General features: G+C 56.3%; 24 protein-coding genes. 8 read left to right on the forward strand and 16 right to left on the reverse strand.

Going from position 1 to position 24,913, the window contains the following annotated elements; translation table 11 throughout:
* The 6 genes from FKM97_RS26545 to FKM97_RS15835 all read right to left on the reverse strand — a co-directional run.
* The coding region (locus FKM97_RS26545; protein WP_205015075.1) for a hypothetical protein at window positions 1-268 on the reverse strand (268 nt) is incomplete at its 3' end.
* Between the two features lie 539 nt (window positions 269-807).
* The gene (locus tag FKM97_RS15815; RefSeq protein WP_144293415.1) at window positions 808-3,267 is read right to left on the reverse strand and encodes a DUF6371 domain-containing protein; all 2,460 of its coding nucleotides are present in this window, start codon (window positions 3,265-3,267) and stop codon (window positions 808-810) included.
* 6 nt (window positions 3,268-3,273) lie between these two features.
* Complete coding sequence (locus FKM97_RS15820) at window positions 3,274-3,765, reverse strand: hypothetical protein (protein ID WP_144293416.1); 492 nt, start codon at window positions 3,763-3,765, stop codon at window positions 3,274-3,276.
* A 5-nt stretch (window positions 3,766-3,770) separates the two neighbouring features.
* Entirely contained in the window at window positions 3,771-3,977 is a 207-nt protein-coding gene (locus tag FKM97_RS15825; protein WP_144293417.1) for a helix-turn-helix domain-containing protein, read from the reverse strand.
* 66 nt (window positions 3,978-4,043) lie between these two features.
* Window positions 4,044-4,562, reverse strand: a complete 519-nt coding sequence (locus FKM97_RS15830; protein ID WP_144293418.1) for a hypothetical protein — start codon at window positions 4,560-4,562, stop codon at window positions 4,044-4,046.
* Window positions 4,559-5,845 carry a tyrosine-type recombinase/integrase gene (locus tag FKM97_RS15835; RefSeq protein ID WP_144293419.1) on the reverse strand — a complete coding sequence of 429 codons (1,287 nt, stop codon included), beginning with the start codon at window positions 5,843-5,845 and terminating at the stop codon, window positions 4,559-4,561. The genes FKM97_RS15830 and FKM97_RS15835 overlap by 4 nt, the downstream gene beginning before the upstream one ends.
* A 426-nt stretch (window positions 5,846-6,271) precedes the next feature.
* Here FKM97_RS15835 and FKM97_RS15840 point away from each other — a divergent pair, with 426 nt between their 5' ends.
* On the forward strand, window positions 6,272-6,697 hold the full coding sequence (locus FKM97_RS15840; protein WP_144293420.1) for a cupin domain-containing protein: 426 nt from the start codon (window positions 6,272-6,274) through the stop codon (window positions 6,695-6,697).
* 110 nt (window positions 6,698-6,807) lie between these two features.
* On the opposite strand, the gene FKM97_RS15845 is transcribed toward FKM97_RS15840, so the two are convergent.
* The 4 genes from FKM97_RS15845 to FKM97_RS15860 are packed head-to-tail and all read right to left on the reverse strand — an operon-like array spanning window position 6,808 to window position 10,679.
* The gene (locus tag FKM97_RS15845; RefSeq protein WP_144293421.1) at window positions 6,808-7,842 is read right to left on the reverse strand and encodes an ABC transporter substrate-binding protein; all 1,035 of its coding nucleotides are present in this window, start codon (window positions 7,840-7,842) and stop codon (window positions 6,808-6,810) included.
* Between the two features lie 20 nt (window positions 7,843-7,862).
* The gene (locus tag FKM97_RS15850) at window positions 7,863-8,663 is read right to left on the reverse strand and encodes an ABC transporter permease (RefSeq protein ID WP_144293422.1); all 801 of its coding nucleotides are present in this window, start codon (window positions 8,661-8,663) and stop codon (window positions 7,863-7,865) included.
* On the reverse strand, window positions 8,656-9,576 hold the full coding sequence (locus tag FKM97_RS15855) for an ABC transporter permease (RefSeq protein WP_144293423.1): 921 nt from the start codon (window positions 9,574-9,576) through the stop codon (window positions 8,656-8,658). Before FKM97_RS15855 ends, FKM97_RS15850 begins: the two co-directional genes overlap by 8 nt.
* Before the next feature lie 2 nt (window positions 9,577-9,578).
* A complete protein-coding gene (locus tag FKM97_RS15860) occupies window positions 9,579-10,679 on the reverse strand; it encodes an ABC transporter ATP-binding protein (protein ID WP_144293424.1) in 1,101 nt (366 codons plus the stop codon).
* A 440-nt stretch (window positions 10,680-11,119) separates the two neighbouring features.
* Between FKM97_RS15860 and tsaA the strand changes: the two genes are divergently transcribed.
* From tsaA to FKM97_RS15890, 6 genes are all read left to right on the forward strand, one after another.
* Entirely contained in the window at window positions 11,120-11,593 is a 474-nt protein-coding gene (tsaA, locus tag FKM97_RS15865; RefSeq protein ID WP_144293425.1) for a tRNA (N6-threonylcarbamoyladenosine(37)-N6)-methyltransferase TrmO, read from the forward strand.
* Window positions 11,594-11,662: 69 nt separating this feature from the next.
* A complete protein-coding gene (locus FKM97_RS15870; RefSeq protein WP_428977912.1) occupies window positions 11,663-12,784 on the forward strand; it encodes an ABC transporter ATP-binding protein in 1,122 nt (373 codons plus the stop codon).
* A 39-nt stretch (window positions 12,785-12,823) separates the two neighbouring features.
* Window positions 12,824-13,882 carry an ABC transporter substrate-binding protein gene (locus tag FKM97_RS15875; RefSeq protein ID WP_170240945.1) on the forward strand — a complete coding sequence of 353 codons (1,059 nt, stop codon included), beginning with the start codon at window positions 12,824-12,826 and terminating at the stop codon, window positions 13,880-13,882.
* A gap of 57 nt (window positions 13,883-13,939) precedes the next feature.
* Window positions 13,940-15,169, forward strand: a complete 1,230-nt coding sequence (locus FKM97_RS15880) for an ABC transporter permease (protein WP_144293426.1) — start codon at window positions 13,940-13,942, stop codon at window positions 15,167-15,169.
* 29 nt (window positions 15,170-15,198) lie between these two features.
* A complete protein-coding gene (locus FKM97_RS15885) occupies window positions 15,199-15,981 on the forward strand; it encodes an ABC transporter permease (protein WP_246105111.1) in 783 nt (260 codons plus the stop codon).
* 270 nt (window positions 15,982-16,251) lie between these two features.
* A complete protein-coding gene (locus tag FKM97_RS15890; protein ID WP_144293427.1) occupies window positions 16,252-17,871 on the forward strand; it encodes an AMP-binding protein in 1,620 nt (539 codons plus the stop codon).
* On the opposite strand, the gene FKM97_RS15895 is transcribed toward FKM97_RS15890, so the two are convergent.
* The 4 genes from FKM97_RS15895 to FKM97_RS15905 all read right to left on the reverse strand — a co-directional run bounded on the left by FKM97_RS15895 (window position 17,804) and on the right by FKM97_RS15905 (window position 21,731).
* Window positions 17,804-18,775: a hypothetical protein gene (locus tag FKM97_RS15895; RefSeq protein ID WP_144293428.1), complete on the reverse strand. Its 972-nt coding sequence runs from the start codon at window positions 18,773-18,775 to the stop codon at window positions 17,804-17,806. The genes FKM97_RS15890 and FKM97_RS15895 overlap by 68 nt on opposite strands.
* Window positions 18,772-20,682 carry an adenylate/guanylate cyclase domain-containing protein gene (locus FKM97_RS15900; protein ID WP_144293429.1) on the reverse strand — a complete coding sequence of 637 codons (1,911 nt, stop codon included), beginning with the start codon at window positions 20,680-20,682 and terminating at the stop codon, window positions 18,772-18,774. Before FKM97_RS15900 ends, FKM97_RS15895 begins: the two co-directional genes overlap by 4 nt.
* Before the next feature lie 106 nt (window positions 20,683-20,788).
* Entirely contained in the window at window positions 20,789-20,953 is a 165-nt protein-coding gene (locus FKM97_RS26345) for a hypothetical protein (protein WP_170240946.1), read from the reverse strand.
* Window positions 20,954-21,035: 82 nt separating this feature from the next.
* Window positions 21,036-21,731 (reverse strand): Crp/Fnr family transcriptional regulator, encoded by a 696-nt coding sequence (locus FKM97_RS15905; RefSeq protein WP_170240947.1) that lies wholly within the window; start codon window positions 21,729-21,731, stop codon window positions 21,036-21,038.
* 193 nt (window positions 21,732-21,924) lie between these two features.
* Between FKM97_RS15905 and FKM97_RS15910 the strand changes: the two genes are divergently transcribed.
* Window positions 21,925-22,767 carry an aldo/keto reductase gene (locus FKM97_RS15910; protein ID WP_144293431.1) on the forward strand — a complete coding sequence of 281 codons (843 nt, stop codon included), beginning with the start codon at window positions 21,925-21,927 and terminating at the stop codon, window positions 22,765-22,767.
* 990 nt (window positions 22,768-23,757) lie between these two features.
* On the opposite strand, the gene FKM97_RS15915 is transcribed toward FKM97_RS15910, so the two are convergent.
* Window positions 23,758-24,573 (reverse strand): undecaprenyl-diphosphate phosphatase, encoded by an 816-nt coding sequence (locus tag FKM97_RS15915; protein WP_144293432.1) that lies wholly within the window; start codon window positions 24,571-24,573, stop codon window positions 23,758-23,760.
* An 89-nt stretch (window positions 24,574-24,662) separates the two neighbouring features.
* The gene (locus FKM97_RS15920; RefSeq protein WP_144293433.1) at window positions 24,663-24,884 is read right to left on the reverse strand and encodes a twin-arginine translocase TatA/TatE family subunit; all 222 of its coding nucleotides are present in this window, start codon (window positions 24,882-24,884) and stop codon (window positions 24,663-24,665) included.
* Between the last annotated feature and the right edge of the window lie 29 nt (window positions 24,885-24,913).

Raw genomic sequence — 24,913 nt, forward strand, 5'->3', positions numbered from 1 at the left:
TTGCCTTCCATATCGCTATGATCGCATCGAGTTCGGCCGAACTCATGTCGCCGCGTATCTCGGGAACCTCATTGTCAGCGAAGTCGTCAACTCCATTTTCGCTGGCGAGCGCTTCGGTAATCCGTCTCCGCAAGCCACGTCGTTTGGTACGGCGGGTGTTGGCAGCCCACTCCCGATCAGCGGTTCGGACGTCACCAATTTTGAGGTGACCCTTAGAATTCCGCACCACGCTGGCTCTGAGCCGTCCGCTTTCGATGGCGTTCTGCACTGCCTTTAAGGAGCACCCTCTGTGGCGAGAATAGGCACGCAAAGACGTCTGTTCTGATCCGCTCACTACCGTTTCCTCCCACCGAAAATTGACTACTGACGACCCAAAAAAAATACCTGGAACAGAAGAGCAATCGGCCCTCGAATTACCGCCGATGGGGGTGTTTCGAGAAGTACCTTGGCCTATGGGGGTGGGGCCGGCACGGGGTTTTCACCCCTCCTTGATTGCAGCCCTTGGTCCAGTGCAGCCTATAGGCGAGTTGCGGTTGGCGCGGTTAGTGAGGTCCGTTTCCCATCGCCCTTACGTACATGTCAGGTGCATCACTCACATACCATGTCATTCTGACAGTTTCCCACGTGTGACCAAAAACCAACCGCTAGAACCGCTGCAACCGCAACCTCACGATTTCTCGCGCTCGACAAACCATCTCACGGGGTGACCATGGCTATCCCCCCTGCCCTCGAGCCTCAGCCCATGCGCGATCCGGCCCTTGGTGCGTGCTAACCACTTCCCAAAGGACCGGGCGTCCAAAGCGCCTCTTACCGAGCTGATGGGAACGACGGCTTCACGCAGTCTGGATAGCGCCAATCCTGCGACGTTGGCGAATGTGCGTCCTCATAGATAATGTTGCGCTCTCCGCACTTTGCGATCACTTCGGCCGCCGTATGGCCGTTCTGAACCCCGGTGCCCAGGCTCTCGCTCCAAGCCGCTAAGAGCGCCGAGAGGATCTGTAGTTCAGGATCTTCATCACGAGCGGTCCGCATGCTGCCGACAGGGTCGGGACAACCAAGCCAGATCAGCGCGGACCGCACGGTATCTGACCAACCTTCGAACGATGCCAATGCCGGTGCCCGCTCAGGCCGCCCGGCGACGATATACGCTCGGATCACAGTCAGGGCGGCGGCCACATAGCGCCCACGGCTGGCCATGACGGCGGCCACTGGATTTTCCTTGAAGGGCCGCATCTCTGGGCGTTCCACGCGGGCGTCGAGAGAACATAGCAACACGCGCCTGGTCATATCTCCGACTAGCCGCAGGTTATTTCCGGTTGCGAAAACGGTTGCCCGGTTCATGAGGCGTTGGTTCTCTGACCTCCCCAGCACCCTCGGCTCGACGATCGGCCGTTCGATAAGCTGGCAGAGGAAGTCGCCACCAAGCTCACCATTAACATTGTCGATGCTGACGATCGGCCGACCCGCGATTGCCGCGGCGACAAGGCGCTTTTCCGTCTCTTCCTCGGTTCGGCCGGCTGCCATGACTGGGCACACCTGGCCAAGGGCGATCGCCGAGGCGGTGTCGAACAAGTACGACTTGCCTGTCCCCGCTGTCGGCGCCCTTGCCGCGTGCATGGGCGCCGCGGTGAACGCCCCCCGCACCACAGGCGTGATGAGGGCCGACAGCGCGACGCTCTCGCTTTCAGGATCCACGAACGGAAACTCGGTCAGCAGGCTTTTCAGCAGCAGCAACGCCGCGTCCGCGTCTTCTAAGTCAGGATTTGGAGGAATTGACGGCATGGCCGGTGGCGCCGTGAGAATAAGTCTCGTTTCAGGATCATATCCGGGCTCAGATAGAATAGTGCCGTCCGGTCGAAGGGTCGGGGTGGTGATCACGCCCGCGACGGCAGGAAACTGCCAATGGCCGAAGCGAGCGTTTATGGTTTTCGCAACATCTACGGGAGGATCCGCCGCCACCCAACGGGCCCTGCGGGCGTCATATTTTTCCCACGTGATTTCTTGGCAGAGCACGAAGCGCAGATATGTGTCGTCGACACTCTTGAGCTGAGCCGTCTTCGTCCGACGATTGTTCGAGGCATCCACTTCCTCGGTGACCGGCCGCACGAGCAGCATGCCGCGCTGATAAATCTCCACGCTGGCCGCCAGAAGAGCCTGTTCGGCTTCGGTTGCCATGTCGGCGAGTCGACCACCCGCAATCCGAACCGTGCGCCTTCCGCCTTGATCGTCGATGGGCGGAGGCGCCTGCTGTTCCCGGGCTGCCTGCTCAAACTCGTCAGGCGTGACCATGGCTGTTTTCAGCCATGCCAACGTGCTTTCCGGAGTCCAGCCTTCGTCAACGGCGTCGGCCGCGTCCCATCCATCTTTCCGACCCGCGGGCGGCAACAGGAGCCGAACCCCCGATGCCCACGGCGTCAGTATTTTGGCGATGGCAAGCGCAGCGCTGTGACCGGGTTCGTCGGCGTCCGGCCAGATGACGATTTTCCGACCCTTCAGCGGGGCCCAGTCGGCATGTCGGACCGCCTTGCCGCCGCTCGGCCAGGTCACAACCACGTGCTGCGGAAACAGCTGCCGAGCGCGGTCGGCGCACTTCTCGCCCTCGACGATGATCACGTTCGCCCGAGGCGATGCGGCCAAGTGCTCGAGTCCATAGAGCGGGCGAGGCTTTGCGAATGACATCCAGCGCCAGGCGCGTTTGCCGTCCGGACCGGCGCAATAGGACTGCGGCAGCACTTCCTTGCCGCCATCGGGCATATCGAACCGGCAGATGTGCCCGAGCAGGCGGCCCTCGGCATCGCGGTACGCCCATGACGTCGTGTGCTTCCCGAAGTCCCGGTGGCTCCGCAGGGGCTCTCCAGCGCTTTCCGGCACCGGATGCACGGGCGTCCACGCCTGGCGCTTCGGCGCCTTCTCCCGAGCCTCGGCCTGCCGAGGTTCGGGCAACAGACTGCCACCGAGGATCTCGGCGAGCGCGACAGCAGCCTCTCCCTGCTTGACGCCAGTCATAGCGGCGTAGAGGCTGATCGGATCGCCGCCCTGATGGTTTGCTGCGAAGTCTGCCCACTTTCCCGTCGTGATGTTGATGCTAAGGCTTTCGCCCTTTTCTCCCTGCAGGCTTCCAACCTTGAATTCGTGACCGTAGACTCGGCCGCCCGGGAACCATTGCCGGAGCAACCCCGGGTAAGCTGCGAGCGCGGCGGCCCCTATCGCCTTGAATTCCACGTCCACGATATCCCCCGACCGTCCGGTTTGGCTTGCACCGACCATGATGTTTTAGTGAATCCAATCGGATCGCCCAAAAAAGCCGTCGTCGGGACCTGTGAACGTTTCTTCCCAGGGGCCCCGGTTAAACTCCCAGAAGCTCACTAAGCCGCTGTAGTCTAAATTTGGAAAACCCGGCTCATCCGGCACCGGCTCTGAGGGGTTTAAGCATCCCGCCATAAGTAAGCGGTCAAAAGCGATAATATTGAAATCTATACCGGTAGTCGAAGTCCAAAATTCGATTTCGAAATCTCCATAGAAACACCGCTCAAAATCGTCTTTAAATTCTCTCTTTTTACAAAATACACTGTCTGCAGGCGAGACATGGTTCCGTTTGAGTTTTGGATTTGCGTAAATGCCAAGCAGTTTTGGCGTGATTTTCGATAGGGCAGCATTTTGACTGAGTCTTGTTGCCCGGCGCTTCGGCGGTGCGAAGTGTTGAATGGCGGAAATGATGCTGCCAAATGCTGTTCTGGCTTCACTTTTTGAAAGCATGCGATCCATTGCCGTCACTCCGCAGCAGCGCTGGCGTTGACGGTGTGCTCGTCGAGATACCGTTCTAGATCGGAGCGGCGGTAGACCACCTTGCGGCCGATCTTCACGTAGGGGATTCGCACATGGCCAGTATGTCGCCACGTGCTCAGGGTCCTCTCGGTCACCCCGATAACATTTGCTGCCTGCTCAGTATTGAGCAAAGCGTTTGTAGCGGTGTTCATCGACCAGTCTCCATCTGTTATGATGGATTACACTCTGCGCCGACGCTCTCGACTTGTCGGCTCCCTCTATTTTTCAGGTTTTTCAGGGAGAAGGGCGCGGGCCTCCGGTGAGTTGAGAAACCTTTTTATATTTGCGTAGGTGCCCCGGCGTTCGTTGAACCACTTCCTGACGGTTTCAGACGAGACGTGAATCCCTAGTTCTTTCTCGGCCCAATCTGCTGCCATTTGAAAGGCGTACGGATGATTGGGACCGGGTTTTTCCTTGGCTCCATATTTTTGCTTCGCCATGAACGCGGCATGGGCAACTAAACCCTGTCTAACTTTTTCGTGGCCGCTAAGCTTATTGGCATGAGGTTTTTTCGGTCGGCCGACCTTCGCGCGCCGGAGGAGCCACGATCTGATTTTTGGATGTACCGGCTCGCTGCCTGCCATCATCATGTCGCAGATGCTCAAGAGCAGTTTCTCAGCTTCATCATCTCCACTGTCTGCATGCGCAATCAGCAGCCATGGCAACTTTGGTCCGAGTTCGAGGTGGCGCTGGCGAACCGTCTCATCGTCCGCCACTGACCATTCCCACTCCATCATTCCGCAGCCTCCGCGGCAGATCGCGGATTGCGGCCGGCCTTCTCGAGGATCCTGGTTTCGATCTTCACCATGGGCTCACGCATGCGCTCCACGTCGGCACCGACATACCCAAAAGTCACGTCGCCGCTGAGATGGTTCATCAAGCGCTTTAGAGTAAACATGCCGACGCCGACCGCGTCTGCGACCGTGGCAAAAGTGCGTCGAAGGTCGTGACATCTCACACTGGGGACGCCCGCTCTCGCCCCGATTCTGCGGACGGCCTTGCCGGGAGCGACGAAGTGCCCTTCACCACGCGCAGCCGGAAACAGCCATTCGGACCTGAACGCATGCGCAGCAGCCACACGCCGTTCGAAAATCGACAGCAGGTGCGGACCGAACGGCAAAACGTGGGGCCGACCATTCTTCGTCTCTCTGATCGTGAGTGTTGCGGCATCCCTATTCACGTCTTCGGTTCGCAGCCCGGCCGCCTCATTGCGACGCAGCCCCGTGAACGTCAGCACCTCGAGATAATCCGCGGCAACAGGATTTAGAACTCGATCCGCGTCGAGTGCGTCGAGCCACGCGCCGAACCGATCCTCACTGATGAAAGTCTCACGCCTCACGATCCTGCTCACGGCCAGGCGCCGGCATGCCGCTGCCACGGGGTTTGCCAGCAGCAGCGGCCGGCCATCCGGATCAGTCAGGTGGTCGACCGCATAGTTCATCACGGCCCGCATCACACGAGCCCATGAGCGCGCTACGCCCTCCCCGCCCCGCACGATTACCCAGGTGACAGAGCCGCCCGTCTTTTCCCCGGTGGTGCGCTGGCGAATGAGGTTGTACTTACGCTCGAATTCCTCTCTCGTGAGGGTCGAAAGCGGTCGATCCAACCAATCGCCGGAATGCAATTCGATCACATCCCGATAGTCGGCGGCTGTCCGTTGCTTCATTTCATGGTTGCGCTGACGGTGAGCGATATAGGCCTCAAGGGTTTGTCGCAATGTCTGCGTAGAGGCGCGCTTGCCACGCATCTCCGCGACGACAGATTTCCCCTCTTCCATCGTCCCGGCATGTTTCGCTGCTGAGCGCCGGGCTGCCTCGACTGACAATGCGGGGAACCGCCCGAGCTTGATCCGCTCCATTCGCCCGGTGCCTCTTACGCGCCGGCGCAGATAGAACGTCTTGGTTCCCCCAGCGGTAATGAGAAGTTCCAGACCTGCTGCCTTGTCGTCGGTGTAAGCAATCCGGTTTTCCGGGACTGGAAGGCCTTCGATGGCAGACTTGGTGAAGTGGATTTTTGGCATAGCTCGGACTCCGTTGTCACAGGCCTGTCGGAGCTGTTGTCACACTAGTTGTCACGAGATAGGGTCGAACTAGACCGAACAGCAGCGCTCGCCATCGAACCAGGAGTGACCAGTAAATCGCCAAAAATCAAGGAAAATTAGCCTTCATCGATCTACAGAGATGACCATCGTTCATCATCGAATATCGGCGCGGAGGATTTGTAATCAGGGGGTCACGGGTTCAAATCCTGTTGCCGGCACCAATGCCCAGGCGTCTTTACAGTTTGGTTCTCCTCGGCCGACACACCAGGTGAAGGAGCTTAAACCTCAAGCGGCGTCCTTCCTATGGTTGTGGGCAATAGGATTGATTCTCTCGACACTTCGCTCCACTGTCCCCTGCAAAGTCGAGCGCCAGAACCGGGCTGACTTCACGCAAGGATCACATCCATGATTAAAGTAGTGGACTCGAAAAGGCTTCCGCGGACCAAGGTTTGGGGCGACAATGATCCATCGGTGAATTGGGCCGGTGCCTTCGCCCTCTGCGGTGGCAACGGAAGCACCCAATCCTCGACCATCGTCTATGAGATCGAGCCCGGTCACCGCCTCGGATGGCACACGGATGCGACAGAGGAGACACAGTATATCCTCGCCGGGACGGGTGAGTTGCAGATCGAAGATGGTAGCGTTCACGCCGTCGGAGCCGGAAGTGTCTTTGTCCTGCCCACTCCCATCAAACATGACCTCGTCAATACAGGAACCGAGACGTTGCGTGCCGTGGCTTTCTTCGCGGCCGCCATGTTCACTCAAACTTTCGATGATGTGATGATGCCTCCAAAATCGCACATCCTCGGCACGCCTAACCGAGACGGGTGATCCACCGATGGCAATCACGCCAGCGTCGTGACACTTCGTTGAACACAGAGCTCAAAAAAGAAGGGTCGTAAATGGCCCTTCAGTTTTTCTAAGCGGCCCGCCGGAGCGATCTACTTCTGGAGCTCAGTCCAGATCCTCGTATAGAGGGCCTGCGCTTCCGGGGGGCACATGAACTGGAGCTCTCCTTTTGACTTGAACTCCTCCGGTACATTTACCTCGGGCGCGGCCTCCATATCCTTCGGCATGAATTTGTCCGATCCTGAGATGCCGTTGGCGTAGCGGTGGAAGGCCGATAGCCCCGCCGCAATCTCGGGATCCATTATGAAGTTCTGAAAGAGCTTGGCATTTTCAACGTTCTTGGCATCCTTCAGCACCACGACATTGTCACTCCAGTACACAAATCCCTCTTTCGGATAACCGTAATGAATTGAGGGATGAGCCAAGCGCTGGCGCAATGCCGAGCCGTTCCAGTCGCTGGTGGCCTTGAAGTCCCCTGCCCCCATTTTTTCAATCGTGTTGTACTCCATTGCGATCCAGTTCGGCTTTGCCGCCACCAGAAGGTCGCGAACTTTCTTCAGCACAGTCTTGTCGGCCGTACACTGATCGCCACCGACATATTTAATGGCACCGAACATCACATCATTCATTTCGGGAACGACATTGACCTTCCCTTTGAGCTCTTCGGGGGTCTCAAAGATGATGCCCCAGGTGTTGATGTCTCCCTTGTAGACTTCGGTATTAACCGCCACACCGACAGTCCCAAGCGCCCATGGCACCGAATATTTGCGGCCAGGATCAAATTCGGGATTGGCCCAATCGGGAGCGACGTTCTTGAAGTTCTCCATCCCGTTTGGATCGGTCTCAAGCAGCAAGCCTTCCTTGATCCAGATCGGGAGATAGTTCTGCGACGGCACGGCGATATCAAAGCCCGTGCCCCCCTGCCTCACTTTCGCAAGCGCCGTGTCGTTGGAGTCATAATCTGTGATCGTGACCTTGACGTCGTATTTCTCTTCAAACTTCTTGATGACGTCAGGGCTTGTATAATTCCCCCAGTTGTAGATGTTCAACTGCCCGGCGGCAGACGCGGTGTTCGTGGCGGCCACGAGTGCGATCCCAAAGGCAGCTGCTGTTTTCATCCAGGTCATCGATTGCCCTCCAATTGACCTCAGTCCCGCTTCCTGCTGACGAAGAAGAACAGCGTCACGATGCCGACCGAAAGCAGGAGGAAAGCGGTCGATATCGCGTTTATCTCTGGCGTTATCCCTCGTCGGATCTGGCCCAGCATGTATGTGGGGAGGGTGTCCTGCCCGCCTGACTTCACAAATTCAGTGATGACCACATCATCCAGAGAGATAACAAAGGCCAACATAAAACCCGCTAGGATCCCCGGCCATAGAAGTGGCAGAGTGATCCGGTGGAAGACCTTCCATGGCGTCGCATAGAGATCGGCTGCCGCTGTTTCGAGCGTAAGATCCATATTCTCGAGCCGAGCACGGATAGGCAGATAGGCAAAAGGAATACAAAAGGCTGTATGGGCCGCAATCAAATAGCCCAAGCCGGAATAGCCGGTCGCGATTTTAATCCGTGAAAAAAAGATCAGCAGGGCCACGCCCGTTACAATCTCAGGCACCATGAGCGGCTGGTTAAGCATCGCATATTTTAAAGTGAGGCCTGGGTAAGGCGCAGTCCGCGTTGTTGCCAGCGCTGCCATCATGGCAACAGTGGTGGCGAGAAGGGCCCCTAGTGCTGCGATTTGAAACGACCGCAGTGTGGCATCGATCACTTGGGCATTGTTCCACGCGGAGTGGAACCAGCGTAACGAGAAACCGCCCCATACCGCAGTCGAAGTTGCGGCATTGAACGCGTAAATCACCAACACGCCGATGGGCAGATAGAGCATAAGAAAGCACGCTGCCGCTATGGCCGTGAACCCCGGCTGGTGTCGAATTGCAAAGGGTTTAGCCATGCCGGATACCCGTGGAGCTGGCGTTGCGCACATAAAGAAGAAGCGCGGCCATTACGATCCCCATCACCGTAATGGAGAGAGCAGATCCAAGGGGCCAATTGCGGCCCTGCCCGAATTGCAATTCGATCAGATTGGACAACATCATATTCTTGCCGCCGCCCAAGACGCTCGGCGTGACATATGCCCCAACGGCGGGAATGAAGACCAGAATCGAACCGGCGATGACTCCCGGCTTCACCAAGGGCAGGATGATGCGCCGCAGAACCTGGGCGCGGGTGGCATATAAATCATAGCCAGCCTCGATAAGGCGGAAATCGAGCTTTTCCATACTGGCATAAATCGGAAGCACCATCAGGGGAAGGTAGACATAGGTCATGCCGATCAGGATCGCTGTATCGGTGTAGAGAATTTGTATGGGTGCGGAGATAAGGCTCAGCTTGGTGAGTGCCGTATTGATGATGCCTTCATTTCGAATGATCTGCAGGACGGCGAATGTGCGGATCAGAAGGTTCGTCCAGAACGGTATCGTGATGAGGAAAAGCCAAACATCACGGGTCTTCGGGTTGCGTGTCGAGATGAAATAGGCCGTAGGGAAGCCAAGGATTAGGGTCAAAAAGGTCGTCGCAAGAGCCAGTCTAACTGAGCGCCAGAAGATCGTTGCATGCGCAATTGCCATCGACAGAGTGTCATCGAAGATATCCCGCTCAAGAAAGACCGAGACCCACGCATCGGTCGAAAAACGCCATGCAACATCGCCGTAGGGACCCGGCGTCAAAAATGAATAGACCAACACGATCAGCAAAGGGCCTGTTGCGGCCAGCAAGATGATCAAAAGAGCTGGCGATGAAAGCAACCACCGGCGCCGGAGATCTTTACGATGAGCGGCCCTGGCTACCTGTTCCGCTCTATTCACACTCAATCTCGCAAAACTTGAGCAGCATTGTCGTCGATTAGGATGCCGACCGGGGATCCCGAGGCTATTCCCAAAGGCATGCCTCGACTGTTCTGGCGCCGAATAATGAAATGGTTGCCGTCCTCCAGACGAAGATGAAAATGGGTGTCCGTGCCCAAATAAACGATGTTCTCAACTTCACCCTTCAGAGTTCCCTGGGCACCTGGATCAATGAGCTGAGCATGCTCTGGACGGACGACAATCGTCACCCTGCCATCACGACTAAAGCGCTCCGGTAACGCCGCACAAATTTCCGCACCCGAAAAAAGCCTTACCGTCGCTGTGGCACCGGACCGTGCAAGAATTTCGGCCGAAAGGAAATTCGTCTCACCAATGAAGTCGGCTACGAACCTCTCCGACGGTCTGTCGTAGATGTCTCGTGGCGTACCGATCTGCAGGATTTTCCCGTTCGACATCACTGCAATCCGATCTGACATGGCAAGGGCTTCTTCCTGGTCATGGGTCACGAAGATGAATGTAATTCCCGTCTCATGCTGAAGCCTCTTCAGCTCAATTTGCATCTCTTTGCGCAGCTTATAGTCGAGAGCCGAGAGCGGTTCGTCCAGCAACAAGACCTTTGGTTGCGGCGCCAATGCCCTGGCAAGTGCCACACGTTGCTGCTGACCGCCGGAAATCTGGCTTGTACTTCTCGACGCAAGCTCCTCCATGCGGACCAGCTTCAGCATCGCAGAGACCCGGTCACTTACCTCGGCCCTTCGCCGTCCCAGCATCTCAAGGCCGAACCCGATGTTCTCCGCCACGGTCATATGGGGAAAGAGCGCATAACTCTGGAAAACAGTGTTAACCGGTCGCTTGAAAGGCGGCAGCAAAGCGATATCCTCGCCGTGCAGCAATATCTGTCCGCTGGTCGGATAGTCGAAGCCGGCAATCAGCCGGAGCAGCGTTGTCTTTCCGCAGCCAGATGGCCCCAGGAGGGTGAAGAACTCATTTTCTCCGATGGCGACAGAGACATCAGCAAGCGCCACTACGGGTGCAGCTGAGGTGCCGAAGACCTTGCGCACGTCGCGAACGTCGACTGCAATCCTACTTGGCAGGTCCGGCACTCACCACCCCATAAGGCCTTCTTGATGAGCCCGTTCTTCGGACGGTTCCCCATCGAAAGATTGTCATCACAGGATGATTAACTTGGCAACTAAGCAGTTCGACAGGTCTCGGCCTGTCTCACCAAACTGGGCCTCGCCTCATGGCCCACCGCCGTGCCCATTAGGCCCATCGACTTGGGTCGGCGATGATATTGTCTGTTCGCAAAACCAGCCGCGACCAGGTTTCTGTGATCTCGATCAACCGCCAGAGCGGTGATCGATCGCATGGTCCAGGAGCGGTGATCCTCTTCGACCTTCTTCTATAGACCTCACTAAAATAGCTGTCGGGCTCACATTCAAGCCAAAATCGCTCGACCGCATCTTGCTGAAGATGCATGAGTAGCGAACCGGCACGACCTTCTTCAGTCGACGCCTCACGCGTTGTCTTCGGGCAGACTATCATGGATCGATCTGACGACCTTCGGGATGGAGAGCAGTCTGTCCCGATGCCGCGTTGTATGGATGCAGGATTGATATTCATCGGGCGCATCACAACGCCCTGGCGCGCGCGGGCAGAGTGCCCTCGCCAAGGTGATCCTGCCGGGCCACTCTGCCAAGTCGAGATTTTTGATCCTTGGCAGATCGCTCTTCGGGGATTGGAAAATTTCGAGTGGATAGAGTTGCTCTACTGGCTGCATTTCTCCCGGCGCGATATTGTGCTTCAAACTCCCCGGCACGACGCTACGACGAGAGGTACGTTTTCTCTTCGCTCTCCTGTGAGACCCAACCCAATCGGAACATCTCGTGTTAGACTAGAGGCTGTGGAGGGTAGAACACTCTTGGTGCGCGGACTGGATTGTCTCGATGGGACTCCATTGCTCGACGTGAAGCCGGATCGGTGCGCCTTCAGTCATGCCGGAGTTGACACGCGTTGATCATCAAGCGGATTCAGTGTTGATTGCTGGAGCGGATGGTAAAGGCCGAATGTTACCTTGGAGACTATTTTGATACCGGTGCGTTCTCGCGCGGATCAACAAACCACGGAGCGGCTTGAGCCTCTGGTCCAGTTCCGCAACGTCGAGAAGACCTATGACGGCATCACCCTTGTCGTCCGAGATCTCAATTTAGACGTTGAACATGGCGAGTTCTTGACCCTTCTCGGCCCTTCCGGGTCGGGGAAAACAACCACCTTGATGATGCTTGCTGGCTTTGAAGTGCCCACCAGAGGCACTATTTCGCTTCGGCATGAGGACATTACACGCGTTCCGCCGCACAAACGCGGCATCGGCGTAGTGTTTCAGAACTACGCCTTATTTCCCCATATGACGGTGGCTGAGAACCTTGCCTTTCCCCTAAGTGTCCGCGGAATCGGGCGAGGAGAGCGCGAAGAGCGCGTGACGAAGGCTCTCGATACTGTGCGCATGAATAATCTCGGTTCGCGCATGCCGGCACAGCTTTCCGGTGGGCAACAGCAGCGCATCGCTCTTGCCCGCGCACTCATCTTCGAACCAAAATTAGTGTTGATGGACGAACCTTTGGGCGCGTTGGACAAACAACTGCGCGAGCATATGCAGTACGAAATCAAAAGCCTTCACGAGCGGCTAGGCATTACAGCCGTCTATGTGACCCACGATCAGGGTGAAGCCCTGACGATGTCTGACCGGGTCGCGGTCTTCAACGAGGGGCTAATCCAACAGATTGCCTCTCCGCGTGAGATCTACGAACGCCCCAACTCTGCCTTCGTCGCTCAGTTCGTGGGTGAAAATAATAAAATTACGGCTGTCATTTCAACACTCGTGGGCTGTCGGGCGCGCGCGACATCCACATCGGGCGGTGTGGTCATTTGTGAGGCAAGCAACAGGCTTAACCCGGGCGACCCAGCGTTGATCTCCATCCGTCCAGAAGCCATCCAACTGGTTGGGCCGGAAGAACATGTCGACAATCGGATTCATGCTGTCATTGATGACGTCATATATCACGGGGACCATATCAGGCTGCAGCTCCGGGCAGTCGATGCACAGGAGTTTGTTGTCAAGGCGCCGGTCAACAAGGCTGGGATGGCAACCGTTGGCATGAAGGTGGAGCTGGGATTTCGAGCGGAGGATGCTCGCGCTTTGCCACTTTAGGAACTGTTCTGCACTGAAGTCCAAAATGGGAGGTACTCCATGAAATTCTCTTGGAAATGGGCCGGTGGGGCCTTGACTTTGATGCTCGCAGCCGGGGCACTGGGGGGGCAAGTCTATGCTGATCGACCGTTAACGGTTGTTTCCTGGGGCGGAGCATACCAGGACGCTCAAAAGAAAGTCTATTTTGAACCCTTCAAGAAGGAGAGCGGGAAGGACCTCATCGATGAGAGCTGGGATGGCGGCATCGGTGTCATCCGCTCCAAGGTGGAGGGCGGCACGGATTCCGGCTGGGATGTCGTTCAGGTTGAGAGCGAGGAACTCGTTATAGGCTGCGACGAAGGCCTGTTCGAACCCATTGACTGGGACAAAATCGGGGGAAAAGACGCCTATATCGCCCCGGCTGTTCACGAATGTGGGGTCGGCGCGATCCTCTATGACAACGTCTTGAGCTATGACAAGGATAAGCTGAAAGAAGAGCCACGAGGATGGTCGGACTTCTTCGACACGACAAAATTTCCCGGAAAGCGCGCGCTTCGGCAAGGACCAAAGGTTAATTTGGAACTTGCGCTGATGGCCGATGGAGTGGCGCCCGGCGACGTGTACAAGACCCTGTCAACTCCCGAAGGCGTCGACAGAGCTTTCAAAAAGCTGGACAGCATAAAGAAGGAGCTGATCTGGTGGAAATCCGGCGCACAGCCGCCACAGCTGCTGGCGTCCGGGGAAGTGGTCATGACGTCGGCCTATAACGGACGTATCGATGCAGCCAACCGCACGGACAAGCGGAATTTCGGCATCCAATGGAACGAAGCCTTATTTACTCTCGACAGCTGGGTCGTGCTGAAGACATCCCCTAACAAAGATGTTGCCTTCGAGTTCTTGGACTTCATCGGCAAGCCCGAGAACCAAGCAAAGCTCCCGGAAGCGATCGCATATGGAGTGACTGCGAAAGGAGCAACCAAGCTCATTGATCCCAAGCGCCTGCCTGATCTGCCAACAGCGCCTGAAAATATTGAGAATGCGCTGCAAATCTCCGATTCCTTTTGGATCGAGAATATCGATCGGCTGAACGAGCGGTTTAACACCTGGGCCGCCAGCTAAGAGAGAGACCGGTGCTCTTCCCGCGCACCGGTCGCTTTTCTCGGACATAAAGCCTGTATGACCAGCGAGCGCACACAGCTCAAAAGGGATTTGAGAAAAGCCGGGGGGCGGCGTCGCCTGACTGCGATCCTGCTGGTGCTGCCGCTCTTTCTGTTCTTGCTGTTTTCATTCATCATCCCCATCGCTGATATGCTCAGGCGTTCCGTCGTCGATAATGAGCTCGCCACCGCTTGGCCGAACACCACAGCAATGCTGCAGGCCTGGGACCACTCGTCACCACCCGATGAAGCGATGTTCAGGGCTCTCGGGACCGATTTGCGAGCGTCAGCAGAGGTCCGCACCATTGCTACACCAGCTCGCCGCCTCAACTACGCCCTGGAGAATGGCCGAAGCCTTGTCATGAACACGGGCAGGAGCTTGCGCGCCTTGGAAGGCGAACCCCAATCTTGGCGCGACACTCTGCTAAAAGAGGACCCATCATGGGGAGATAAAAAAACATGGATCGCGCTGGCGCAGGCTTCGGGGCCGCTGACGGACTTCTACTTGCTCACAGCCTTGGATCTAGAGCGCGACCCCGAGGGCACAATTGTATCTCGCCCTCCCCAGCAGTCCCTCTATCTGGATGTATTGCTGCGGACCGGAACGATGTCCTTGTCCGTTACACTGCTGTGCTTGGTCCTAGGTTTCCCCCTCGCCTATTATGTCGCCAATGCTCCGGAAAAAACGGGAAATCTCCTGATGATCCTTGTCCTTTTGCCGCTCTGGACCTCACTTTTGGTACGCTCGGCAGCCTGGATCGTTCTTCTTCAGGACCAGGGCTTGGTGAACGCCATGCTGATGGCCGTCGGATTCTCTGACAGGCCGGTCCCACTTATTTACAATAGGATCGGCGTACTCATCGCTATGGTTCACGTGCAACTGCCATTCATGGTCCTGCCCATCATCGCCACGATGAAAGCCATCCCGACTGCCTATATGCGCGCGGCCATATCCCTCGGCGCGCATCCGGCTATCGCATTCGTAAGGGTCTACCTCCCACAAACATTTCCAGGAGTTGCGGCGGGTACCCTGCTCGTCTTCATCATGTCACTTGGGTACTATGTCACTCCAGCCCTGGTGGGTGGCGCCAATGATCAGATGCTCGCCTATTTCATCGCCTACTACACGACATCAAGCGCCAATTGGGGACTTGCTGCCGCCTTGGGAGTGTTATTGCTCGGCGCCACGGCAGTCCTGTATTTCGTCTATGCTAGGTTGACCAATCTCGGCCAAGTGAAGCTCGGTTGACCATGCGGGAAGCGCGGACCCGTACTGAGGTGATCGCCGGCTGGGCCCTCAAGCTCACCGCTATTGCCGTGCTTTTCTTCCTCATCACGCCAATCATCGCGATACTGCCGCTCTCGGTGAACGACTCCGAGTTCTTTACGTATCCAATGCGCGGTTTCACATGGCGCTGGTATTCTGCCGTCGCCAACAGCGACAAGTGGCAGATTGCGATCAAGAATTCCTTCATAATCGGTGTGCCCGCGACGCTCATCGCAACGATATTGGGTACACTTGCCGCCATAGGATTGCAGATTGCTGACTTTAGAGGCAAGGGTTTCATCACCGCTCTCCTGCTTTCGCCGCTCATCGTTCCGATCGTCATCGTAGCGGTGGGTTTGTATTTTTTCTTTGCACCCTTGGGCCTCACCCAAACCTATATCGGTCTGATCTTTGCACACGCGGCTCTCGGTGCTCCCTTCGTTGTCGTGACGGTGAGTGCTTCACTCCGTTCCTTTGATCGCAACCTTTCGCGGGCAGGAGCCAGTCTCGGGGCACCACCTTATCTAGTATTTCGCCGCATTATGTTGCCGCTGGTTCGTCCTGGGATCATCTCCGGAGCGCTCTTCGCCTTTGCCACCTCATTCGACGAGGTGGTTATCGTTCTTCTTCTCGGCGCACCTCACCAGAGGACCATACCAAGAGAAATGTTCTCTGGCCTGCGCGACAGCTTCAACCCTACAATTGCCGCAGTCGCCACCCTGCTAACTCTGCTGGCGGTCATCCTTCTTCTGGTCGCCGAGTGGCTTAGGCAACGTACTGCGAGGCGCAATTAGTGGATTAACGCGGTTCAACAGTTCATGTGAGATTTGCAATGAAGAGGAAATCACATCTTGCCACATCTCGAAAGAACCAGGAGACGGCACATTCGACAGACAATACAGAGGGGGTAACGAAGCATAACGAAGAGCTGCTCGACGAAGCGCTACAGGAAACGTTTCCGGCAAGCGATCCCATTGCGCCAGCCCATCGCGACTGAGCCCTTGGTAAGCCGCTGGGCCGGAACGAAAAGGACCCGTCACTGCCCCGTGAGCGTGTCGTCAAAAATGCATCAAGACCTAGCTCTGCACACCGGGCCGCTGGAGCGGCCGACTTCGGGTTCAGCCACTGTTCCGTGGCTCCTTGATGCGGCGCGGACATTTGGCGATGAGCGGCCATTTATTCACGACCTTAGGTCCAACCAAGTCGTCAGTTTCGGATCATTCCTTGCACGCGTGTCTGCCGGTGCCTCAGCTCTGGTCCGAAGGTATCCCAAACACAGCAGAATCGGTGTGATGTCCGGCAATCAATCAGCGGCTCTTATCCTCAGATATGCAATCTCCTGTGCCGGAATGGTGGAAGTTGCACTCCATCCTTCACATCGGGGAGCCGTGCTGCGGAACATGATCGCACTCGCTCAACCGGCGGTGATCCTTGCTGATGAGGCCTCCCTCGCAGTGCTGACAGCACTCGATACGAATGTACAGATAGGAGGCCCGCGTGAAATTGAGCTGATGACCTCGTCCATGCAGGCTTGGGGCGATCGGCCAAAGGTCGCGGTCAAGGGCACTGATCCCAACCGTATCCTCTTCACCTCCGGCACCAGCGGACCGTCCAAGGGCATAGAGCTCTCGCATGCCTATGAAGTTCTCACCGGCCATTCGTATCTTCGGCCCCTCGCCATAGATAGCTCTGCTCGATGGCTCTACCTCACCCCGATCTGTCATATCGATGCGATCTACATTATGTCGATACTGCTCCAATCGGGAGGATGTTTTGCCCTTGCACCAAATTTTTCGGTCTCCCGCTTCTGGTCAGACGTGCACGATTCAGCCGCTACGCATCTGTGCTATGTCGGTGCCATTCTGTCTCTCATTCTCAAGGGTCAATACAGTCCACCGTCGCACACACTGAGGATCGCCCTGGGCGGAGGGGCATCCGCGGCACAGATCGAAGCATTCGAGACGCGATTTGGTGTCATGGTGCTTGAAGCATTCGCCATGTCGGAATGCATAGCCTGCACGATGAACCATCCAGGTGCGCGGCGGCCGGGAACGGTCGGAACGCCTCTGGAAGGCGTTCTCGTGGCCATTGCGGCGGAAAATGGCCGTCTGCTTTCACCGGGGGAGACCGGCGAAATACTCGTGCAAAGTCGCGAACGGCAAAATCTGTTCACTCGCTATCTCGGACATCCGAAGCTCACCGAGCTAGCATTCTTGACGGGCTGGTTTCGAACGGGGGATCTGGGCGTCTTCGATGTCGATGGCTATCTGACCTATAAGGGTCGAATGGGAGACGCCATCCGCTGCAAGGGTGAGAATGTCAGCGCAGCCGAGCTTGAAGCGATCGCTGATGCACATCAAAACGTCGTTGGCTCAGCCGCCGTTGCAATACCGTCAGATCTCGGGGAAGACGACATCCTCCTTTATGTCGAGGCGGTCGAGCCGAGAAAGTTTGATCCAGAAGAATTGGTATCGTTCATCGCGTCGAATGCCGCTGCTTTCATGGTGCCACGCTACATTCATTTGCTGGACCGGCTGCCTCGAACAGCGACGCAGAAGCCTGACAAGACCGGATTGGCTCGGGCTCCGCAGACTGCAACATGGCGCCGCCCAGGCGTCAGCTTTCCGGAAGGCCCGCCAGCGCCACAGATTCGAGCCAGTATTGACGGTCGGCCTGATCCATAAATGGGGCAAAGCGATCTGCATTGGAAACCGTCCAATCAGGAAATTTTGCCTGGAACTTAAGCAATGCTTTTCCTGAGCGGCGCAACTGCTTGGCACTCGCCGCCTCATCACCCGCCAAACTAAAGTGCTTGGCCATATTGGCATGGACTGCCGCGCGAAGAAGTTGCATGTCTGTCAGATATGCCTGTTCCTCGGGTTCCCGCGGCACCGAACGCATTTCATCCAGCGACATGGTGAGCATGAACCGGAAGTCCTCGCTTCCAGGTTCGAACTTTCGTGACTTTACGAAGAAGGTCCAAGCGGAGATCCACAAGTGCCAGTCCGGTATACGACCGGATGCTCTGGCAAGTCTTCTCGACTCCTCAAAGTTGCCCATGTGTGTAAATGCATCAGCCGCCTCAGCCAATAAGTTGAGATTGCCCTCGTCCCGATTCAAAAATATCGCTTCTCGAAAGGCTCCTTCACATAATTTAAAGAAGTCCATCTTCCTTTCGGCACCGGTATCCTCCTCAGGCCATTTCTGGCTATGGCCCGCGCGATGAAGATAACAATTCGCCAGCGCCCACCAGACATCGTAATCCGTGGGATCAGCGTGCTGCGCCTTGGTTGCCAGAGTAATTGCATGATTTAACAACTCTTTGGTCGACATCGCTGCCTCGGGCTTCGGCAGAGTCCAGCCTTCGGAATACGCGACTACGCAGGCGTAGCCGAGCCAGCCGAAAGCGCGGGGGAACACAGGCTCAATGCGAGTCAGCTTCTTCAATTCGTCAAAGGCCGCAGAAAAGTTCCGCTGGGCCAGCACTGGGTCCTTTGCGGGGCCGATCGGAAACTGAGAAATGGCTGCGGTAAATGCGTCAAAGATCTTCCTGTCCTGTTGCGGCTTGCCGGTGTTTATCCCTCTCATAACGCCCTTCTCCCCTTGCTTTGTCCTTTGCCAATCGACTGGCGCTTAGAAGATCGCCCCACTGGCAACCCGGCCAGAGTCAGCCCTCGCGACCAATGTTCAACATCGTCCGGCAGCGCCAGACGCGTGACCAGCAACTGCTTTTCTGTCGTCCAACCCGGGCGCCGCTCAAGAAACTCTTCAATAAGACGGCGCGCATCCTTTTGTGATTCTGCTGCCCGGGCCCTTGCACCGTCGCGTTTGGCAATGGCCGACTGATGGGCGTGGCAGGCCGCTCTAATCAACAGCACCTCGTCAGCTGGATCGATGATCCGGCTCAACTCATCCAGCGCTTCTTCATACTCCCGGATAAAATAGAACGACCAGCCGAGCACCCAGCGGTACCATTCCCGAAAGTTGGGGTTAAGACGCATCGCATAGCGAACCTGAGCGATGGCATCATGGTGACGCCCCATGCATGAGAGCATCTCTCCCATCTCGGCATGAAGGTCTGCATCATTGCCATTCAGGTTGAGGGCTGCCTGATATTGCTTGTGCGCTTCGGCGAAACGGCCAGAATTGAATAGAACACTCCCGAGGGCCCAATGGGTATCGTGATCAGCGGGATCGAGTTGGGTCGCACGACGGGCCATCAGCTCCGCCTCCTTCAAGCAATCCCCGGATATCCAGCCATGTTGCCAGGACAGGACCTTCACATAGGCCTGCCAACCCCAAGGCCGCGCATAAGAAGGATCGCGCTCAAGGGCCGCATTGAACCACGAAGATGCTTCTTCCAGCAAAGATCGACTAGAAGATCCGAGAAATCGGGCCACACAATAGAGCCCCTTCAGAAACATGTCATATGAGGAGACGTCGCGAGGATCCTTGCGAACGGCACGTTCCACCTCGAGCATACCGACGCGTGAAGCAAGACATGAGGTTATCTTTCGCGCCACCTCATCCTGGATCTCAAACAAATCGCTAATGTCGCTGTCGAGCCTTTCTGTACAGAGATGATAACCGGTTTTCGTATCGATCAATTGTGCGTTGATGCGGATCCGACTGCCAGACCTCTGAATATTTCCTTGCACCATGTAGCTGGCGCCCAAAAGGGAATAGATCCGGTCGGGGGGAGGCCTTTGTCCCTTGAAGGAGAAAGCCGTATTACTTGATATCACCACGAGGCTTGCGAAGCGGGCCAGATCGAGAGTGAGGTCAGTGGTCACGCCATCGCAGAAATATTCGTGCTCGCCATCGGGCGTCTGGTTTTCGAAGGGAAGCACAATAATGACCGGTCTATGTTCTCGGTCGTCAGCCCAGATTTGAGGCAAGGCACCAGGTGAAACCGATCTCGGGGTAGAAGAGGGAACCCCGAGAGCTGAAACTTGTGACGGCTCTCCTTCTCGCTTCAGTCGAAAGACTTGGATGGGATCTGAGATATTCTTAAGACTGAGGAAGCCGAGTTCCTCAAATCGCCCCTTAAACGCGCTCTTGACGCTCCAATAGGCTTGTCCCGACAAAGCAATCCCCCCTGGCTGGGCCAAGGACTCAAGACGAGCCGCTATGTTTACGTCGTTGCCATAGACATCGTCATCGTCAACGATGATGTCTCCCAGATTTATGCCAATGCGATATGTCAAGCCTTGATGAACGGAAGCGGAGGTGTCGGTCGAGCCCCCGTCACCCTGAATTTTCTCCGCACATTGTACCGCGCTCAGTACGCTATCGAAGATCGCGAGAACTCCGTCTCCCGTCTTCTTAACGATCCGTCCGCGGTAGCGCCCGATCCATGGTTCAAACTTCTCGGAGAGATCGAGCTTATAGGCATCAAGCGTGGCCTGTTCGTCACGCATCATGAGCGCGCTGTACCCCACGGCGTCGGCTACCAAGATCGCAGCCAGTCGGCGCGCTTCTCCTTCCGCACGCATTCAGTGACACCATGTGTAGCGAAATCCTGTTCAACCCTATCATGACGTGAATGCCCGCCGCTAGTTATTGACCGGGAATTACCGGGCCGCACTCTCATCGCTTACCTCATTGCTCTGCAACGATGGGGCTGGCCGGCGAAACCGGCATAACGCCGAAAGTCACTGTGTCGACGAGAAAAAGCATGCCGAGAAAAATCGCGACAAATAGCCATGCGCAGATGATGTCACGTCGGTCGATGCGCTTTTCGCGCCATTCTTCATGATCAGTCATGGGTGCCTCCTTGAAGACCGCCCCGCACTGACCCTATTCGCCGTAATCCATCCGCGATGTGGTTTTTGCCACACGCTCGCGGCTACTCTTCGGCGGCTTCCCGGACGAGACGAGCTAAGCGTGGGAGATCAAGGATCCGCAAGCTTCTAGCACGCCGATCGAGGATCCCGAGGCGTTCAAGGCGGTTCAGCTCCCGGGTTACCGCCTCGCGATGACTGCTGACGCGACTTGCAAACTCGCCGTGCGTCGGTGCAGGATCGATCAAGTACTCGTTAGGTTTAGCAGGATCGGGCCGGCCCAAACGCAATAATTCGGCTTGAATGCGGTTTCGAACGGCCAAGGTACTAAATTCGTAGACACGTTCTGTAAGACCCCGGATCGCCTGGGCCATGTGTTTTATGAGAGCCATGGAAACTGCGGGATGCGAGGCTAGAACATGGTGAAAGTGCTCGGCAGCCATTCTGCCTGCAACAGTTGTGTCTATGGCCTCAACGCTGGCAGATCTGGGGCGGCCGTCTATAGCAGCAAGTTCGCCAATAAAGGTCCCTGCCGCAATGTCTCGGAAACTAACAACAGCACCCGACGGTGCATAGATTATGACTCTCGCAAAGCCTTGGGTCACGAATAGAATGTCACGCGAGCCATCGTCTTGCTCGATGATCGTCTGCAACGGCGCGTAATGTATCCAGAGACAGCGGCGATCAATCGAAAGCACCGTCTCGTCGTCCAGATCGTTGAACAGCGGTATCATCCGAAGGGTATGCGGAACGCTCGCCATGGCAGGCTCCTCTTTGTCGATTCTGAAGACTGGGGGTTCGAGATCACTACGCCAAGTAGCGTCTGACATGTTCATGGAACGACAAGCCGGTTGCAGCAGCTATAAATGATCCGGTGGCCTGGCGCCGGTCCCATCACGGCGATATGACAAGCGGCAATTGAACCTATGTCAGTGGTGAATTTCGGAGATCTTCATGCAGAGGAAGGGCTTTGGACCTTTGGGCGTGGCCGTGGCAAGAATCGGCCAAGGCACGTGGTACATGGACCAGGCGGACCGGGCCACAGCCATTCGAGCCTTACGTCGTGGCATCGATCTCGGGATGACGCACATCGATACTGCAGAGTTATATGGCTCGGGCGCGGCAGAAACCGTTGTTGGTGAAGCCATCTCTGGACGGCGCGACGAGGTGTTTCTCGTGTCGAAGGTGATCCCCACCAACGCGTCGAGGCGCGGCACCATCATGGCATGCGAGGCCTCGCTGAGGCGGCTTGGCACTGATCACCTAGATTGTTATTTGCTCCATTGGCCAGGGCATCATCGAATCGAAGACACCGTCGCTGCTTTTCACGAACTGCACACGCAGGGAAAAATTCGCAGTTGGGGTGTCAGTAATTTTGATGTTGGGGATTTGGAAACCCTTATTGGCGTTACGGGACCCGAGGGGCCAGCCTGCAACCAGGTCCTCTACCATCTTCAAGAACGTGACATTGAGCATGCTGTGCTGCCATGGTGCAGCGCTCATGGAGTGAGCGTCGTGGGCTATAGTCCCTTCGGACACAACGGTCTCATGTCTCGTCACCAGGGCTGGAAAGTGCTGGAGGAGGTCGCCACCGACCATGGCGTTACGGCGAGGCAAGTTGTCCTTGCATTCTTGACGCGTGATCGAGAGGTATTCGCGATTCCGAAGGCGGCAAGTCTCCTCCACGTGGAGGAGAATTCCGGTGCGGGTGATTTAACGCTGACGCCGGAAGAATTGGCACGTATTGATAAGGCGTTTCCGCTTGCTGCGCGGCGGGCATCTTTGCCCATGATCTAACCTTGAAGGTTTGGTAAGGCTATCCTGCAATGTTGCACATGGAGATAGTCGAAAGCCCATTTTCTGTAGTAGGAGACAGTGCGCTACTCATCCGAGTTGTTAGCGCCGATCGCCAGGCTTGGCGATCCGACCCCGTGGGAGGTACTGATGAAACGTATTTTGACCACCCTCGCCGTAAGCTTGTGTGCAAGCGGCTTTCTTTATGGTGCGGCACTCTCAGCGCCACAGTTTCCTATGTCCCCGGCCGGCGCGGTTGGGTCAACTTTTCATGTTGAAGAAGTTGCGACAAAGAAGGTCACTGTCAAGAAAACCACCCGGCATGGAACAGTGACGAAGACGCGAACAGTCAAGTACAGCCGTTCAAAATACGGGCCTCGCTATAAAGCAAGGCGGCCTGGATATACATACTACTACGGTGGGTACTACTATGCACGGCCATGGTGGGGTGCAGCAGTACCGGGCGCAATAATCGTCCTTCCTTAGCCAACGAGGGCTCCCATCTTGGGGAGCCTATTCGCGATCACGATTCCGTTACCATCGGACACTGAACCAAAGGCTCTCAGTTCGGTTTCCGGTATGCAATTGGACGAGGAACACAGCCAATGAAGTACCGGTTAGTCTGGGCCATGTTAATAGGCAGTTCTGTTGCCGCGATAGGCGGAGCAGCTTCGGCGGCAGTGATCGCTCCCTCAGTGATGACGAAGGTCAGCTCTGGAGAGACCTTGGTGCAGCCAATCGCGACAAAGAAAGTCGTCACCACGAGAACCCACCGCAACGGCAAAGTCGTCACGAAACGAAAAGTTACCTACAGCCGTGACCGCTATGGTCCTCGTTATCGGGCGAAGCGCGCGGGATATGGACATTACCATCAGGGTTATTGGTACCGCACCCCTTGGTGGGGCGCTGGAGTTCCAGGCGGGCCCACTATCGTAATCCGACCTTAAAAATCAGACCTTAAAAATAAAGGGCCGCCCGTGAAAGGGGCGGCCCTTACCTTATATGGCTCAGGAACAGAAACCAGACCAACATGAAGGATCCCAGACCGATCCGATAATAAGCAAACGGTGTGAAGCCGTACCGCGTGATAAACGCCAGGACACTTCGGACCACCAGCAAGGCCGCGAAGAATGCCGCAACGAAGCCGACGAGAATGAGACTTAGTCCATCAACATCAAGGACGTCACGGTTCTTATAAAGGTCATAAACAGTGGCGCCCAACATTGTTGGTATCGCCACGAAGAAGCTAAACTCTGCAGCAGTTCGACGATCGACGCCCATCATCAGAGAGCCAAGGATCGTCGCCCCCGACCTCGAAACCCCCGGAATCAGCGCAAGACATTGAAACAGTCCGATGCGCAATGACAATGAGATGGGGAAGTCTTCGACACGGTCCCACTTGACGACGTGAACTAGCCGCTCCACGGCCAGAATGGCGAATCCGCCTAGGATCAGCGCAACGCAGACTACCAAGGGATTGAACAACATCTCTTTGATGAAGCTGTGAGTCAGGGCACCGATAATCGCTGCTGGCAAAAATCCGAGGAATACTGCGATCGCGAATCTGCGGGCAAGGATGTTCCGTGGGAGACCGATAAAAACGGCCCAAAGTTTCTGAAAATAAACTGTCACCACGGCTAAGATAGCGCCAAGCTGGATGACCACTTCGAACACTTTTCCCGGCGGACCCTGGAACCCTAGCAGCGATCCTACAAGAATCAGATGGCCGGTTGAAGAGACCGGGATGAATTCTGTCAGCCCTTCAACAATGCCGAGAAGAAGGGCTTCCAGATACTGGCTAATTTCCACGAGTCCCCCGACACGCACGGTTAGAGTGATTTCACCTCACTTAACCCGGCGGCGCGATATGGGCAACACGGCTTCGCCTAGACACGCCGTCAGCCAGCGGTGTTCGACTTCGCGGCTTCGCTCACCTTCACTGTCGTGCCATGCTCAATGTTCCGAACGGGTGGTGATGCAACTTCATCCTCAACCATCCCTTTCTTGAACGTCTTAATCCCCTTGGCAACATCGCCCATAAGATCGGAGATTTTATTCCGACCGAAGAGGACAATCACCACTACGGCGAGAATGAGAAGATGCGAAAAGCTCAGCGACATGAATTGCATCCTTAAAGGGGCGCGCAGGT

It is taken from the genome of Rhodoligotrophos appendicifer (assembly GCF_007474605.1).
Classification (GTDB): domain Bacteria; phylum Pseudomonadota; class Alphaproteobacteria; order Rhizobiales; family Im1; genus Rhodoligotrophos; species Rhodoligotrophos appendicifer.

Coding starts and splice junctions, on each gene's coding strand:
- tsaA (WP_144293425.1), top strand. CDS start 11,120: ATGGATCGATCTGACGACCTTCGGGATGGAGAGCAGTCTGTCCCGATG.
- FKM97_RS15880 (WP_144293426.1), top strand. CDS start 13,940: ATGACCAGCGAGCGCACACAGCTCAAAAGGGATTTGAGAAAAGCCGGG.
- FKM97_RS15850 (WP_144293422.1), bottom strand. CDS start 8,663: ATGGCTAAACCCTTTGCAATTCGACACCAGCCGGGGTTCACGGCCATA.
- FKM97_RS15815 (WP_144293415.1), bottom strand. CDS start 3,267: ATGGTCGGTGCAAGCCAAACCGGACGGTCGGGGGATATCGTGGACGTG.
- FKM97_RS15820 (WP_144293416.1), bottom strand. CDS start 3,765: ATGGATCGCATGCTTTCAAAAAGTGAAGCCAGAACAGCATTTGGCAGC.
- FKM97_RS15840 (WP_144293420.1), top strand. CDS start 6,272: ATGATTAAAGTAGTGGACTCGAAAAGGCTTCCGCGGACCAAGGTTTGG.
- FKM97_RS15890 (WP_144293427.1), top strand. CDS start 16,252: ATGCATCAAGACCTAGCTCTGCACACCGGGCCGCTGGAGCGGCCGACT.
- FKM97_RS26345 (WP_170240946.1), bottom strand. CDS start 20,953: ATGACTGATCATGAAGAATGGCGCGAAAAGCGCATCGACCGACGTGAC.
- FKM97_RS15895 (WP_144293428.1), bottom strand. CDS start 18,775: ATGAGAGGGATAAACACCGGCAAGCCGCAACAGGACAGGAAGATCTTT.
- FKM97_RS15900 (WP_144293429.1), bottom strand. CDS start 20,682: ATGCGTGCGGAAGGAGAAGCGCGCCGACTGGCTGCGATCTTGGTAGCC.
- FKM97_RS15910 (WP_144293431.1), top strand. CDS start 21,925: ATGCAGAGGAAGGGCTTTGGACCTTTGGGCGTGGCCGTGGCAAGAATC.
- FKM97_RS15875 (WP_170240945.1), top strand. CDS start 12,824: ATGAAATTCTCTTGGAAATGGGCCGGTGGGGCCTTGACTTTGATGCTC.
- FKM97_RS15920 (WP_144293433.1), bottom strand. CDS start 24,884: ATGTCGCTGAGCTTTTCGCATCTTCTCATTCTCGCCGTAGTGGTGATT.
- FKM97_RS15830 (WP_144293418.1), bottom strand. CDS start 4,562: ATGATGGAGTGGGAATGGTCAGTGGCGGACGATGAGACGGTTCGCCAG.
- FKM97_RS15845 (WP_144293421.1), bottom strand. CDS start 7,842: ATGACCTGGATGAAAACAGCAGCTGCCTTTGGGATCGCACTCGTGGCC.
- FKM97_RS15825 (WP_144293417.1), bottom strand. CDS start 3,977: ATGAACACCGCTACAAACGCTTTGCTCAATACTGAGCAGGCAGCAAAT.
- FKM97_RS15835 (WP_144293419.1), bottom strand. CDS start 5,845: ATGCCAAAAATCCACTTCACCAAGTCTGCCATCGAAGGCCTTCCAGTC.
- FKM97_RS15905 (WP_170240947.1), bottom strand. CDS start 21,731: ATGGCGAGCGTTCCGCATACCCTTCGGATGATACCGCTGTTCAACGAT.